General features: G+C 63.3%; 9 protein-coding genes. 7 read left to right on the top strand and 2 right to left on the bottom strand.

Annotated features, from left to right (window positions below; genetic code table 11):
- Positions 1-20 precede the first annotated feature (20 nt).
- The 4 genes from hslO (at position 21) to AC3A4E_RS05165 (ending at position 6,557) form a co-directional block, all read left to right on the top strand.
- Positions 21-920: an Hsp33 family molecular chaperone HslO gene (gene hslO / locus AC3A4E_RS05180; RefSeq protein ID WP_487632022.1), complete on the top strand. Its 900-nt coding sequence runs from the start codon at positions 21-23 to the stop codon at positions 918-920.
- 103 nt (positions 921-1,023) lie between these two features.
- Positions 1,024-1,875, top strand: a complete 852-nt coding sequence (locus tag AC3A4E_RS05175; RefSeq protein WP_487630475.1) for an XOO1806 family protein — start codon at positions 1,024-1,026, stop codon at positions 1,873-1,875.
- Positions 1,876-2,122: 247 nt separating this feature from the next.
- Positions 2,123-3,760 (top strand): tetratricopeptide repeat-containing sulfotransferase family protein, encoded by a 1,638-nt coding sequence (locus AC3A4E_RS05170; RefSeq protein ID WP_487630474.1) that lies wholly within the window; start codon positions 2,123-2,125, stop codon positions 3,758-3,760.
- A gap of 151 nt (positions 3,761-3,911) precedes the next feature.
- Positions 3,912-6,557, top strand: a complete 2,646-nt coding sequence (locus AC3A4E_RS05165; protein ID WP_487630473.1) for a TonB-dependent receptor plug domain-containing protein — start codon at positions 3,912-3,914, stop codon at positions 6,555-6,557.
- A gap of 125 nt (positions 6,558-6,682) precedes the next feature.
- On the opposite strand, the gene AC3A4E_RS05160 is transcribed toward AC3A4E_RS05165, so the two are convergent.
- On the bottom strand, positions 6,683-8,254 hold the full coding sequence (locus AC3A4E_RS05160; protein ID WP_487630472.1) for a methyltransferase regulatory domain-containing protein: 1,572 nt from the start codon (positions 8,252-8,254) through the stop codon (positions 6,683-6,685).
- Between the two features lie 71 nt (positions 8,255-8,325).
- Between AC3A4E_RS05160 and AC3A4E_RS05155 the strand changes: the two genes are divergently transcribed.
- Complete coding sequence (locus tag AC3A4E_RS05155) at positions 8,326-9,288, top strand: class I SAM-dependent methyltransferase (RefSeq protein ID WP_487630471.1); 963 nt, start codon at positions 8,326-8,328, stop codon at positions 9,286-9,288.
- 78 nt (positions 9,289-9,366) lie between these two features.
- On the opposite strand, the gene AC3A4E_RS05150 is transcribed toward AC3A4E_RS05155, so the two are convergent.
- Entirely contained in the window at positions 9,367-9,987 is a 621-nt protein-coding gene (locus AC3A4E_RS05150; RefSeq protein WP_487630470.1) for a TetR/AcrR family transcriptional regulator, read from the bottom strand.
- 185 nt (positions 9,988-10,172) lie between these two features.
- Here AC3A4E_RS05150 and AC3A4E_RS05145 point away from each other — a divergent pair, with 185 nt between their 5' ends.
- Together AC3A4E_RS05145 and AC3A4E_RS05140 are read left to right on the top strand one after the other, a co-directional pair.
- Positions 10,173-12,650: an acyl-CoA dehydrogenase gene (locus AC3A4E_RS05145; RefSeq protein WP_487630469.1), complete on the top strand. Its 2,478-nt coding sequence runs from the start codon at positions 10,173-10,175 to the stop codon at positions 12,648-12,650.
- 93 nt (positions 12,651-12,743) lie between these two features.
- The gene (locus AC3A4E_RS05140) at positions 12,744-13,223 is read left to right on the top strand and encodes a hotdog fold domain-containing protein (protein ID WP_487630468.1); all 480 of its coding nucleotides are present in this window, start codon (positions 12,744-12,746) and stop codon (positions 13,221-13,223) included.
- Positions 13,224-13,623 lie beyond the last annotated feature (400 nt).

The raw sequence follows: 13,623 nt of genomic DNA, 5'->3' as shown, positions 1-13,623 counted from the left end.
CGAAATTCCTGCGAGCCGACATGACCGATACCCCACCCGACAGCGACTGCCTGTCCCGTTTCCTCTTGCAGACTGCCGGCGTGCGCGGCGTGCGTGTCCACCTCCGCGAGGCATGGCAGTCCGTGCAGGCGAATGGTCCGTATCCGCTGGCTATCGACGAGATGCTGGGCGAAGCCTGCGTCGCATCCGCCCTGTTCACCGGCCATGCCAAGGTCGACGGTCGTCTGTCCGTGCAACTGCGCGCGCCCGGGCCGCTGCGTACCCTGTTCGCCGAGTGCACCGCGGCTGGAACCATTCGGGGCATCGCACGCTTCGACGGTAACGGCGCCGATGTCTCCCGCGACCTGCGCGCCCTCGGCGACGAGGCGTTGCTGGCGATCACGATCGAGAATCCCTCCGCGAACCGCGAACCGAACCGCTACCAGGGACTGGTCGGCCTGACTGCAGAGTCCCTCTCGGGCGCGTTCGAGGACTATTTCCGGCAGTCCGAGCAGTTGCCCACCCGCGTTCTGCTGACGGTAGACGGCAACGAGGCCGCCGGCCTGATGCTGCAGAAGCTTCCCGGCGACGGTGGAGACGAAGACGGCTGGAATCGCGCCAGCGTGCTGTTTGACACGCTCACGACGTCCGAACTGCTCCGATGGCCCGTCGAAACGCTCCTGTCGCGCCTGTTTCCCGATGATGCACCGCAACTGCTGGGGACACGTCCGCTGACCTTCGGCTGCTCCTGCTCCAGGGCCCGGGTCGAAGACATGCTGACCTCCCTGGGGGCGGACGAGGCCCGCGCTGCAGTAGTCGACGACGAGGCGCTCGTGATCTGCGAGTTCTGTGGACAGCACTACCGGTTCACGGCCGCGCAGATCGAAGATCTTGTCGAAGCGCCGAGCACGGACATCGTGGCATCGGAACGTCTGCAATAGTGGCCGCCGTCACACTCCCTTGATTGTTAAATAAACATAAATGCCATAGAGTCTTGGATCGAACGATTGGGGAACTTTCCGGTTCAGACCGGGTCACAAGGCCATGCATCTGCCCGTCACGCGCCTCGTTGTAGCCCTCGGAATCGCCCTCGCGGCGGCCTCGGGTGTGGCTGCGCAAGAGAAGCGTGGCCAGACGGTCCTGCCTGTACTCGACACCTCCGGAAAGGTCGAAGCGTTCCTCGTACTCGAACCTGCCAGCACCAATCCCGCCAGCCGAAGCTGGCGCGCAGGCGGGAGCCAGTTCGATGCCGCGTTCGGCCTCGATGCCGGCAGTTCACTTGCCCTGTTGTGCAGCCCCGGCAGCAGCTTCACCGGTGCGGTCAGCAGCCTGGCCCGCAACTGCCAGTTGGCCACGGTGGGCGATGCCGTGCCCGGCGACCGCCGTGCGACCGCCAGCGCAGCCTTCAGCCGTCCGGCCGGCGGCGTCGGCCTGACTGTCGGGGAAGGTCGCGAGACGCTTCCCGCCTGGCTGAGCCCCTCCCGGGCCGGGTCGGCGGGCGCAGTCGACGTCCACGACCTCACCGTCTTCGCCCAGCGCAATATCGGTGATGACGCTTACGTCTCACTGGCCGGCACACTGGCCAAGGCGACCCTGATTCCGACATCCGCAGCGCCAGCCAATCTTTCGGATCACTGGTCCAGCCGCAGCGTGTCCGTCGGCGGCGGCATCGGCCGTTTCAGCGCCAACATCGTCGGCCAGGTCGTCGACACCCCCGGCCTGCCGAAGTGGGAAGGCGTCGGCGTGGGCGTGAGCTGGCGTACGCCCTGGAGTGGGCAGCTGACCGTAGGTGCCGACAACGTCATCACCCGCGGCAGGAATCCGTTCTCGAAAATGACCGAGAGTGCGGAAGACGAGGGCGCGGTGCCGTACATCCGGTACCAGCAGGACCTTTGAGCGATCGAGGGATGAAGGTTGCCGGGTATCTCCAATTACCTTGACAGTCCTGCATACCGCTTTATCTGAGGCAATAGTCGGCCCTCGCTCGGCCGCAGAAATTTCGGTGTCCAAGCACTTCATCTTCTACATCGACCGTCAGAACGAGCAGCGGGTTCGATCAGAAGCTGCAGGTCGCAAATGCATGGTTGTCGCAGCCGACATCAGCCGATAGCGTGAGCACCACCGCGATCGCCGACTGGAAAACATGTTGCAACCTGCACAGAACCAAGCCCGGATTCTTCTGGGACAGGCCCGCGGATGCGCTGCTGCCGGAGACTTGAGCAAGGCTGAAAGCCATTTGAGGGACGCCCTCCGGATCAGTCCCGGCGCGATGGACATCAGATTGGCGCTCGGGCAGGTCATCGCTTCTTCGGGGCGTCTCGGCGATGCGCTCCCCCACTTTCAGGCGGTTACCGAATCGGACCCCGGAAATGCAGAGGGATGGCTGCTGACCGGCATGACCGCTTCGCGACTCGGCCTGAGTGCTCCCGCGATCAAGGCACTGGAGCACGCGTCGATAATGCGACCCGCAGACAGCCGGATTACGGCGCCTCTGGCAGACGCTCTGTTCCGTTGGGGATCCGCAGAGGATGCGCTCCCGCTCTATACCAGCCTGCTGATGCGAAATCCGCGCGACGTCAACTATCGGCTTCGGGCTGCGGAATCCATGTCTCGCATGGGGCGCTTCGATGATGCCAAATCGCTGCTTGAAGAGGGCGTCCGCTTCCTCCCGGATTCACCTGACCTGTGGGTGGCGATCGGAGAAATCTCGGAGGACCTCGGCCGACGCATTGATGCGCGTGAAGCCTATATCCGCGCACTTGAACTCAAGCCCGGCTGGCCCTTTCCGCTTGCGGGCCTGCTTTCGGTCGATCGCGGAGAGACCGACGAGGCATCCATCACCGAGGCACGCTCGCATGTGTTCGGCGAGACGAGTTCAGCGCAAGAGAAGGCGATGCTCGGCTACGCTCTTGGAAAAGTGCTGGACATGAAGGCGCGGCATGTCGAAGCAGCGGATGCGTGGATCGTGGCCAATGACGCCAGACGCTCCTACGCGCCACCCTATTCGCATCACGCGTTTGAGAGATACGTCTTGGAGGTCAAGAGCCTCCATGCGTCCTTACCACCGCCATCAAGTCGCGCAGCCGCAACTCCAGCGGCTCACCCGATTTTTGTAGTCGGCATGCCGCGCAGCGGTACGACACTCACCGAGCAGATCCTTGCCTCGCGAAGGGGTGTCCATGGGGCCGGAGAGCTCACGGAGATCGGTCTTCTGGCTCGGGAAGTCCGATCAGCGCCAGACAGATTGCTCGACCCGGGCTGGCTGGGTGAAGCGCAGGCGCGCTGGCTGACTGCAGCCGGTCGAGGTGCGCCCAGCGACACCCGGACCCTGATCGACAAGGCGCCCCTGAACTTCCTGCACCTGTGGCTGATCGACCGCCTGTTTCCAGGCAGCACTATCGTGTGGTGTCAACGCGACCTGCGAGATGTCGCGCTATCGATCTTCGGTGAGAATTTCGCCATCGAATCCACATTCGCAACCCGTATAGAAGACGTCATAGCGTACGGGCGTATCCAGGCTGATCTGATGCAACACTGGATCGACACCACGCGCTTGCACATCTATCCCTCCGTGTACGAGGAGCTTGTGAAAGATCCGCCCCGCGCTTCATCCCGGCTTCTGGTCGAAGCAGGGCTTGCGCCGGATGACGGGCAAGAAGACTACGCGGGTAGCGATCGTCCAATCGCGACTCCAAGTCGCTGGCAGGTCAGACAGCCCATCCATCAAGGATCAGTGGGAAGATGGCGCAACTATGCAGAACTCTTTCACAAACATGAATAAGAAATAAGCAGTTCTGTTTCTTAACAGCTCTTTAATTCTTTCTCTACCACAGCTAACATCGGATCACCTTGCAGGTTCTGGCCTTTCACTTTCCGTTTGCGGCCCCCTACAGGTGCAAGACGTGTCCTGCCCTTTCTTGGAGAGAGAGATGTTGAAGACAAGCAAACTGCGAGACGCGATCAATTTCGCGCTCGTTGCAGGTGCGACCACTCTGGTCGGCCTCGGCTCCGCTGTTGCACAGGAAACCACCAACGAAGGATCGAGCTCCACTGACGCGACGACGCTTGACCGGGTCGAAGTGACCGGCTCGCGCATCCGCCGCGCAGACATCGAAGGGTCTGTGCCCGTTGCGGTCATCAGCCGTGCCCAGATCGATGCCAGCGGCGAGACGTCCGTCTCCGACTATCTGCGCTCGACCAACTTCAGCTCAACGGGTCAGTTCCGTCCCCAGTCGGGCAGCTCTGCACAGGCAGGTGCGTTCGCGGATCTCCGCGGCCTTGGCTCTCAGCGCACTCTGGTGCTGATCGATGGACACCGTGCACCGAAGTCGCCGTTCGCCGCCGACTCCCAGGATCTCAACGTCATCCCGCTTGCCGCCGTCGAGCGCATCGAAATCCTGACCGATGGCGCATCCGCGATCTATGGCGCCGACGCTGTAGGCGGCGTGATCAACATCATCACCCGCAAAGACTTCAACGGCGCGTCCGTGATGATCGGCAAGTCGTTCCCCACCGTCGGCGAGACCGATGAGGGTTCGGCCGTCGTCGGCGTCACCGGTGAGCGCGGCCGCGTCATCGCGGGTGTTTCAACGAACCGTCGCGCGATGATCTATACGAACCAGCGTCCCTGGGGACAGCGTCTCGGCGTCAGCGTCTACGGAAACAACTACGTATCGGTTGATCCCGACACCGGTGCGATCACCAGTGGTCGTCCGAGCGGTGACATCGTCTCGCCTGTTCCGGGTGGCTGTACCGACCCGAACTTCTACATCCTCAGCGGCACCGGCACCCAGTCCGACGGTCGCTGCAGCTACAACTTCAACGCTGTTGCCGCCGACGAAGCGAGCATCACGCAGAAGTCGTTCTTCGCCAACGGCGAATTCGATATCAACGACGACTGGTCGATCTATCTCCGCACGAGCGTGTCGAACACCAAGTCGTTCGGCCGTTACGCGCCGACACCGGGCCTGGTGACGATTTCCCCGGACAGTGCGGCGAATCCGTCCCCCGGCGACATCACATATCTCTATCACCGCTTCGCTGCTGCGGGTAACCGTGACAACAACACCGACGCGAACGTCTACGACATCAACCTGGGCGTCAACGGCACGGTAGGTGACTCGATCGATGTAACCGCAGGTGTGCGCTACAACACCTACAAGTTCCTCGAGCTGGGCCGGAACTACATCGTCCAGTCGTTGGCCGAGCAGGCCATCGAGGACGGTCGCTACAACATCTACAATCCGGCAAGCACGCCGGCCGAAGTGCTGAACTCGATCAAGGCGACCATCAGCCGCGACAGCGAGTTCACCACGAAGGAAGCCTACGCGAGCGTCACGTTCAACGACCTCTTCGAAATGGGCGGCGGCTCCTCTGCCCTGGTACTCGGCACCGAGTATCGCGAAGAAGACTTCGCAGACATCTACGATTCTCTGTCCGCTGCCGGCGTGGTACTCGGCAGCTCGGGCGCTTCGGCAGGCGATAGCCGTCGCGTCGGCGCAGCTTATTTCGAATGGCTGTTTCCGATCACATCGATGTTCGAAGCCAATCTCGCGGGTCGCTACGAGGATTATTCGGACTTCGGCACGAACTTCGCACCGAAGCTTTCCGTACGTTTCCAGCCGTTTGACGCGCTGACACTGCGTGCGTCGGTCGGGCAGGGCTTCGTCGCCCCGACGCTGGATGTTATCTCGCAGGCCACAGCGTTCTCGGCTGATACCGTCTTCGATCCGGCTACGTGTCTCCTCAATGGCGACATCAACCCGAGCAAGGTCGGTGCCGGCAAGCAGTATGCCGATGCTGCCGCGTACTGCGCCGCAACAGGTGGCCTGGGCGGCATCCAGGTCGATTCGTACCGTGAGCGGGCGGAAGGCCTGGGTGCGGAAGAGTCGACGCAGTACCAGTTCGGCGTGGTGTGGGACGCGGCCGACTGGCTGAGCATCACGGCCGACTACTACAACATCAAGATTGAAGACCGCATCGCGTTCTTCAGCTCGCAGAAGCTGATCGACATCGATATCGGCGATGACCCGACGCCGGTTCCGGGCGCACCCTGCAGCCTCCTGCGCAACCCGAACATCACCACCGCGCTGGGCAATCCCCTGTCGGAAATCCACAACTGCTACTTCAACCAGGGTGAAGTCAAGACGGACGGCGTGGATCTCACCCTCCGCACCAACTTCGCTTTCGACAGCTGGGGCGCGCTCCGCAACCAGCTGCAGGTCACGTACGTCAACGAATACACCATTGACGGTGGCGAGGATCAGGTGAAGATCCAGGGCTTCCCGCAGATCCGTGCGACTCTGCAGAACGAGTGGAGTTTTGGTGATGTGGGCTTCGGCTACAACATCCGCCATATCGGCGACCATGGATCGGACGCCAGTTACACATCCTCGTACACGACCCATGACCTCCAGCTGTCCTACAACGCACCCTGGAACGGGAAAGTGACGCTGGGCGTGAATAATGTCGGAGACAAGTTCCCCCAGCTGATCGCGTTCGACGGTCGCCCCTTCAACTTCAGCCTCTACGACGCCTACGGCCGCTCGCCGTACGTCCGCTACGAGCAGAAGTTCTGATCGGATCGACAATGCTTGAGAAGGAGGGGCGCGCAAGCGCCCCTCTTTTTTTCCTACGAAATGGAGCGTGGTGCCAGCTGCGGGTGCGTTAGACCCCTTGCAGAACTGGACGACTGGGACCGCTCTCAGCTCACCAGAAGCTTTGTTCGCAATGTCGCCACAGCGTTCTGTACGAGTCTGATCGCAACTTCGTCGAGTTCGAGACCGGCCAGCGTCCGCCCCCGGTCCGAGACCCGCAGCCTGCCGTCGGCGACTGCGTCGAGAATGACCTGGACGAGAGCGGATTCTGCACGCGTACCATCAAGGAGCGGCAGCAGGAGCAACTCCACCTCGTCCAAGGGCACCGGGTCGTGCCACGCATTCGCGATCACGGGCGACGCGTCGCGGGCGACGAATGCCACCATGTCCCGCACCTCGCGTTGCGCGACGGGCGCTCCCCCGCCATCGGGGACATCGATGCCTGACACGCGTGTCCTGACAAGATCACACTCGACGGCAAATGACAGGAACGTAGTGAGCTCGCGGACTCTGAAGGCCTCGTCCCAATGCCCGTCCCCCGCGCCGACGAGTGCATTCCAGTCCCGGGTGCCGGGCCATGCCTGGCCGATCGCATCTGCAGCAGCTTTTGCGACCGGAGAAAAAAGAGTGAAACGCCGCCCAGCCAGACTCTCGTACTCGCGCGCATCTCCACGCGTCGCAGAGCCCATCTGCCCCACAGCTCGGATCGGTGCGCCGAAGTGCAGCCGCTGGAGTCGATCCGCGGAAGCCGATATCGAGATCCCGGAACGATCAACCCCACGCGTGAGAACGGATTGCCGGAACTTTCGCCCGACTACGAAATCCAGGGCCTGCTCGAAACGCAGCCGGTCGCTACCGCATTCGGCACGCAAGGCCTTCACGACCTCCGGCCTCTGTCCGGCTGACGACATGGTGGCGGGAATTGCATCGCCGACGTAGGCCAGACCGCTTGCTTCCGCGCGCTCCACGAAGGCGGAGAAGTAGCAGGGCGCGTTATGCTCTTCGAGATACTCGTGCAGAAGGTAATCGTGGCGCGCATCGCCCCAGCCACCAGCCTGCTCATGCATCACCCTTTGCAGAAGAGAGTCTTCGGCCGCCGCGCCCGAGAGAAAGTCCACGATTCCTTTGCCCCGTGCAAGCCGTTCAGCAGGCGTCTTCGCCCCATCGGCCCAGTACATCATCGCGTCACGGACGACTTCTTGGAATTTCCACCCCGGATAGGTGTTGTAGCTGATATAAGCCAGGCCGTCAGGCGTCAGTGACCGTGCGCAAAGCGAAAGGATCGCTGACCGCACGTGTTCGGGCACCCAGCTGTAAACACCATGGCATATGACGTAATCGAAGTCGCCAAGATCGTCGCAGTCGGCGACATCCCGTACGTCGAGAGCGATGTTCCGCAGGCCTAGCGCCTCGACGCAAGCCTGACCGGCACGAATCTGAGCGGGGGAGATATCGATCCCGACGTAGTGTGATCCGCGATTTCGACAAGCCAGCGGGATCAGGTTGCCGCCGCTTGCACAACCGATCTCGAGAACACGACAGTCGCTCGGCGAACGCGGCTCCAGCCCCCACAGGGTCGCAAGGGAAGCGAGCCGCTCCGGCGACGTCTGCGGCAGGGCTATCGAATGGTATGGAACTTCGTCATACGCGTTCGCGATTGATCGGCTACCTGCCTGCATACGTTGCCACCCTAGTCCCGTCGACAACCATGATAGTTCGATCGAACGCAGAAGCACCGCATACTTGGCAGATGAAACAGGACGAAACCGCACGCAGGCGCGCTGCATGGTCCAGATACTGGGCACATGGATTCGCGCACACTCTCGAGGGGTCGTTCGACGCCGGATACAGCGGTGCCATCGCTGGTTTCTGGGAGCGCGCTGTCGGGCTGGCACCCTCTGCCACACGCATCCTGGATATCGCGACCGGCAATGGCGCGCTTCCCGTCATGTTTGCGGATATGTTTGTCGCAGAAGGCACTCGGATCGATGCAATCGACTGCGCGCGTATCTCGCCTCCCACACTGTCATCGTCGCTGCCTGGAACGCTGATCTTCCATTCCGGGACGACTGCCGAAGTCTTGCCGTTCGAGTCCGGCCGCTTCGAGTTCGTGTCGAGCCAATACGGCTTTGAGTACACCGATCTAGACCTGTCGATTCCCGAGCTACGTCGTGTCATGGCGCCTGGCGCGATTGCGGCCATGGTCCTCCATCACGCGCGTTCCGCCCTCTGCGAAGTCGCAAGGGACGATGTAACAGCCTATGACTGGCTTCTCGCCGATGCGCATCTCCTTGATCGGGCACACGAGGTGCTTCCCTTCGCGGCCATGGTCAAAACCGCATCCGACATGCCCGCCGCTGGAAACGAAGCACGTCGCGCCTACAACAGCGCACTGCACGATCTCGCCGATGTGGCGTCGACTCTGGCGACACCGGATGCTCTGCTCGAGGGCCGGGCGGTGTGCGGACGGCTGATCGGTGAAACTCTCGCATCAGGGAACGCCGCAGCCGCGCAGACGCAACTCGACGCCTATCGCGACGGCATCCGCGATGCGCAGCTCCGATCCAGCGAACTCGTCGCGAGTGCGCTCGACGAGGTGACATGCGGTCATCTGCGTGATGCGCTCGCTCGCGTGGGACTGGAAATCATCTCGTGCGACGAACTTCGCGACACGAGTCGGCTGCTCGGCTGGTCAATCATCTGCAGGCTCTAGCCCCCGCCGCCGGGCCGCGCTGGCACAAAAACGAATTTGCAGGTCCATCCTCTGTCGCGCCTCGCGGGTGCGCGCCTATCAGGCAGGAACCAGCGTCTGCGCCAGATGCTCGACGTACGCGTCGAACTCATCCTGCTGCATGCGTGCCTGGTGCAGCTGCAGGTTGAGCTGCAGGAAGCCGACGTAGGCCGCGTACGTGAGGCGCGCACGATGCTGCGCGTCTTCGCGGCCGAGGCCGGCCTGGCGGAACGAGGCGGTCAGATAGTCGAGGCGGCGCTTGGAGACGCGTTCGATCACCGGGTGCACGATGGGATGATCCTGTGCCTTGAGCAGCGCGCTGTAGATCACGTGCGATTTGTACTCGCGCGCGACCATGTGGAACAGCGCGCGCAGACGCTCACGGGCGTCGGGCACTTTTTCGAGCGCACCGAACAGCGCTTCCTGCTCGACGTTTTCCCACCGCTCGAGCGCGGCCTGCAGCAGCGCATCACGCGACGGGAAATGCCAGTAGAAACTGCCCTTGGTCACGCCGAGACGGCGCGCCAACGGCTCGACCGCGACGGCCTGCACGCCGGTTTCAGCGATCAGGTCGAGCGCGGCCTGGGCCCAGTCATCGGCGCTCAGACGGCTTGGACGTTCGGCGGGCGAAGCGTCGCCCGACTGGGCGGGCACCGCGGATTTCGGGGCAGGTCTGCTCATTGCGACAGTCTATCCATACGCATCCATCCGCAACAGTATCGACATGCCGGACACAGGCCGGCTGGCAGCATTGACACCATCGAAAACCGTCACCATACTCGACCGTACGGTCAGCATCGGGATCCGCCCGTGCAGCCGGCCCAGCGCCGGCCCCGTCCTCTGTAATGCGTTTGCCGGAGTTGATGATGAGCGTCGCGATCCCCTTTCTCGCCTTCCTGCTGGTGGGTGCCTTCGCCGCCTACCACCGTCTTCGTCTCGTCTACTGGGCGGCGATCACGGTCACTGTGCTGCTCGCGTGCTGGCTGCTCGGCGCCAATGGCGTCGCCACCGTCATCGCCGCGCTGCTGGTCGCCGCGATCGCAGTGCCGCTGCTGATCCCATCGGTGCGCAAATCGCTGATCACCACGCCGTTGCTGAAATTCTTCCGCAAGGTGCTGCCGCCGCTGTCGCAGACCGAGCGCATCGCGCTGGAAACCGGTTCGGTCGGTTTCGAAGGTGAACTGTTCACCGGCGATCCCGACTGGCAGAAGCTGCTCGACTATCCCAAGCCGCAGCTCACCGCCGAGGAGCAGGCATTTCTCGACGGGCCGGTCGAAGAGCTCTGCAGCATGATCAACGACTGGGAGATCACCCACGTCCACGCCGATCTGCCGCCGGAGCTGTGGGACTACATCAAGGCCAACAAGTTCTTCGGCATGATCATTCCCAAGGCATATGGTGGCCTCGGGTTCTCGGCGCTGGCGCACCACAAGGTGATCCAGAAGCTGGCATCGATGTCGAGCGTGGTCAGTTCGACGGTCGGCGTGCCGAACTCGCTCGGCCCCGGCGAGCTGCTCAACCACTACGGCACGAAAGAGCAGAAGGACTACTACCTGCCCCGACTCGCAGTGGGTGAGGAAGTGCCCTGCTTCGGCCTGACCGGCCCGTTCGCTGGATCGGATGCCACCTCGATTCCGGACTACGGCATCGTCTGCAAGGGTGACTGGAACGGCGCAAACGTACTCGGTGTGCGCCTGACCTTCGACAAGCGCTACATCACGCTGGCGCCCGTCGCGACGCTGATCGGCCTTGCGTTCCGCATGTACGACCCGGACGGCCTGATCGGCGACACCAACGATATCGGCATCACCCTGGCGCTGGTGCCGCGTGAGACGGCGGGTGTGGAAATCGGTCGTCGCCATTTCCCGCTCAACTCGCCCTTCCAGAACGGCCCGATCCACGGCGAGGATGTCTTCATTCCGCTGAGCCAGCTGATCGGCGGCGCCGACATGGCGGGCAAGGGCTGGAACATGCTCAACGAGTGTCTCGCCGTCGGCCGCTCGATCACGCTGCCGTCCACCGCTTCGGGCGGTGCGAAGGCAGGCGCGGTCGTGACCGGTGCGTATGCGCGCATCCGCAAGCAGTTCGGCCTGTCGGTTGGTCGCTTCGAGGGCGTCGAGGAAGCGCTGGCGCGCATCGGCGGCAAGGCCTATGCGATCAGTGCGTTGTCGCAGGCGACAGCGGCTGCGGTCGATCGCGGCGACGTGCCGTCGGTGCCGTCGGCGATCGCGAAATACCACTGCACCTCGATGGGTCGCGAAGTCGTCAGCGATGTCATGGATGTCGTCGGCGGCAAGGGCATCATCCTGGGCCCGAAGAACTTCGTCGGCCGCAGCTGGCAGGCCGCGCCGATCGGCATCACCGTCGAGGGCGCGAACATCATGACGCGCAGTCTCCTGATCTTCGGCCAGGGCGCCATCCTGTGCCATCCGTGGGTCATGAAGGAAATGAAGGCGGCGCAGGACCCGGACGCGCAGCGCGGTCTCGAGGAATTCGACCGCAACCTGTTCGGCCACATCGGCTTCGCGATCTCCAACGCCGTGCGTTCGTTCTGGTTCGGCCTGACCGGCGCAAAGATCGGTGCGGCACCTGGTGACGACTACACGCGCCGTTACTTCCGGAAGCTGGATCGCTACTCCGCGAATCTCGCACTGATGGCCGACGTGTCGATGCTGACGCTCGGCGGCAAGCTGAAGTTCAAGGAATCGCTTTCGGGCCGCCTCGGCGACGTGCTCAGCCATGTCTACATGACCAGCGCGATGCTCAAGCGCTATCACGACGAAGGCGCGCCGCAGGCCGACCAGCCGCTGCTGGCGTGGGCCTTCCACGACAGCGTGCACAAGATTGAACTCGCACTGTCGGCTGCGCTGCGCAACTTCCCGATCCGTCCGGTCGGCTGGCTGATGTGGCTGCTGATCTTCCCGTGGGGCCGTCGTGCCGAGGCACCGGGCGATCGCCTGTCGCGTCGCGTTGCCGCGCTGCTGATGGCGCCGAACGAAGCGCGCTCGCGTCTGGCCGAGGGTGTGTTCATGACGCCCTGCGAGAACAATCCGGGCGGCCGTATCGACAGCTATCTGGCCAAGGCAATCGCAGCCGAGCCGGTCGAGCGCAAGTTCCTCAAGGCGATGAAGAGCAAGGGCATCGAGGCGCTGGACTACGGCGCGCAGTTGGACGAAGCCGTGAGCGAAGGTCACATCACCGCCGAGGAGCGCACGCTGCTGGTGGAGCTTCGCGAACTCACGCTGGATGCGATCACCGTCGATGACTTCGATACCGAGGAACTGCGTTCGGCGGGCTATCGCGCGCCGACGCAGCCGTCGAGCGCGTCGCGCGAAGCAGCCTGAGCGACACACGTGACGTGACACCGGCAACGGCGGGCCAGTCCCGCCGTTGTCGTATCCGGCATTCCGGTTTTCACCATGTCTTCGGAGCACGCGATGACCGCCCCACTGCTGACGCTGCGCAATCGCCTCATCCGCTGGCCGGGCGGTACCTGGCTGTTCGGCTTCCTCGTGTGCCGCAAGGCGCCCTACTTCGCCAGCATCGCGCCACGCATCACTGCACTACGCATCGGCCAGGGCGAGGCGACGATGCGCCATCGTCGGGCGGTCACCAACCACATCGGCACCGTGCATGCGATCGCGCTGTGCAACCTCGCCGAACTGATCGGCGGCCTGACGACCGACGTCAGCATTCCTGTGTCGATGCGCTGGATTCCCAGGGGCATGACCGTCGAATATCTGAAGAAGGCCGTCGGCACGATGACCGCCACGGCGACGCCTGCGATCCAGCCTGTCGAGTCCGACTCGGGCTATGCCTTGCCGGTCGACGTGGTGATCCGCGATCCGGCTGGCGATGCGGTGTTCCGCGCGCAGATCGCGATGTGGGTCTCACCGCGCGCCACTCGCAGCGGTTGAGCACGCGCAGATGCGGGCCGCACCCGACTGGTTGGTTCTCCTTTGCGGTCTGCACAGCGCAGCCTTTGCACTGTTCCATCTCGGCTTCTGGCGGCTGTTCGATTGGCCACGCACGCTGCAGACGACGACGCGCCCCAATCGCGCGATCGTGCAGATCGCGAACGCACAGCTGGTGTGGGTATTCGGCGCGGTCGCCCTGCTCTGCTTCGTGATGCCCGGCGACCTGGATAACACCCCGCTCGGGCGTGCGGTGCTCGCCGGCATGGCCGGCTTCTGGTGGCTGAGATTGGCGCTGCAGTTGGCTGCGCCTGCAGCACCTGCTGGTGCATGCGTTGAGCGCGGCATTCCTGATCGGCGCGGTGCTGTTCACGGTGGCCGCGCTGCGCTGAGCGCGCGAAGG

The sequence above is a fragment of the Luteimonas sp. Soil_N_1 genome, assembly GCF_057656255.1.
Note: the sequence above shows the minus strand (reverse complement) of the source record. Positions and strands in the feature narration are given on the sequence as shown.

Coding starts and splice junctions, on each gene's coding strand:
- AC3A4E_RS05175 (WP_487630475.1), top strand. CDS start 1,024: ATGCATCTGCCCGTCACGCGCCTCGTTGTAGCCCTCGGAATCGCCCTC.
- AC3A4E_RS05140 (WP_487630468.1), top strand. CDS start 12,744: ATGACCGCCCCACTGCTGACGCTGCGCAATCGCCTCATCCGCTGGCCG.
- AC3A4E_RS05155 (WP_487630471.1), top strand. CDS start 8,326: ATGAAACAGGACGAAACCGCACGCAGGCGCGCTGCATGGTCCAGATAC.
- AC3A4E_RS05145 (WP_487630469.1), top strand. CDS start 10,173: ATGAGCGTCGCGATCCCCTTTCTCGCCTTCCTGCTGGTGGGTGCCTTC.
- AC3A4E_RS05160 (WP_487630472.1), bottom strand. CDS start 8,254: ATGCAGGCAGGTAGCCGATCAATCGCGAACGCGTATGACGAAGTTCCA.
- AC3A4E_RS05170 (WP_487630474.1), top strand. CDS start 2,123: ATGTTGCAACCTGCACAGAACCAAGCCCGGATTCTTCTGGGACAGGCC.
- AC3A4E_RS05150 (WP_487630470.1), bottom strand. CDS start 9,987: ATGAGCAGACCTGCCCCGAAATCCGCGGTGCCCGCCCAGTCGGGCGAC.
- hslO (WP_487632022.1), top strand. CDS start 21: ATGACCGATACCCCACCCGACAGCGACTGCCTGTCCCGTTTCCTCTTG.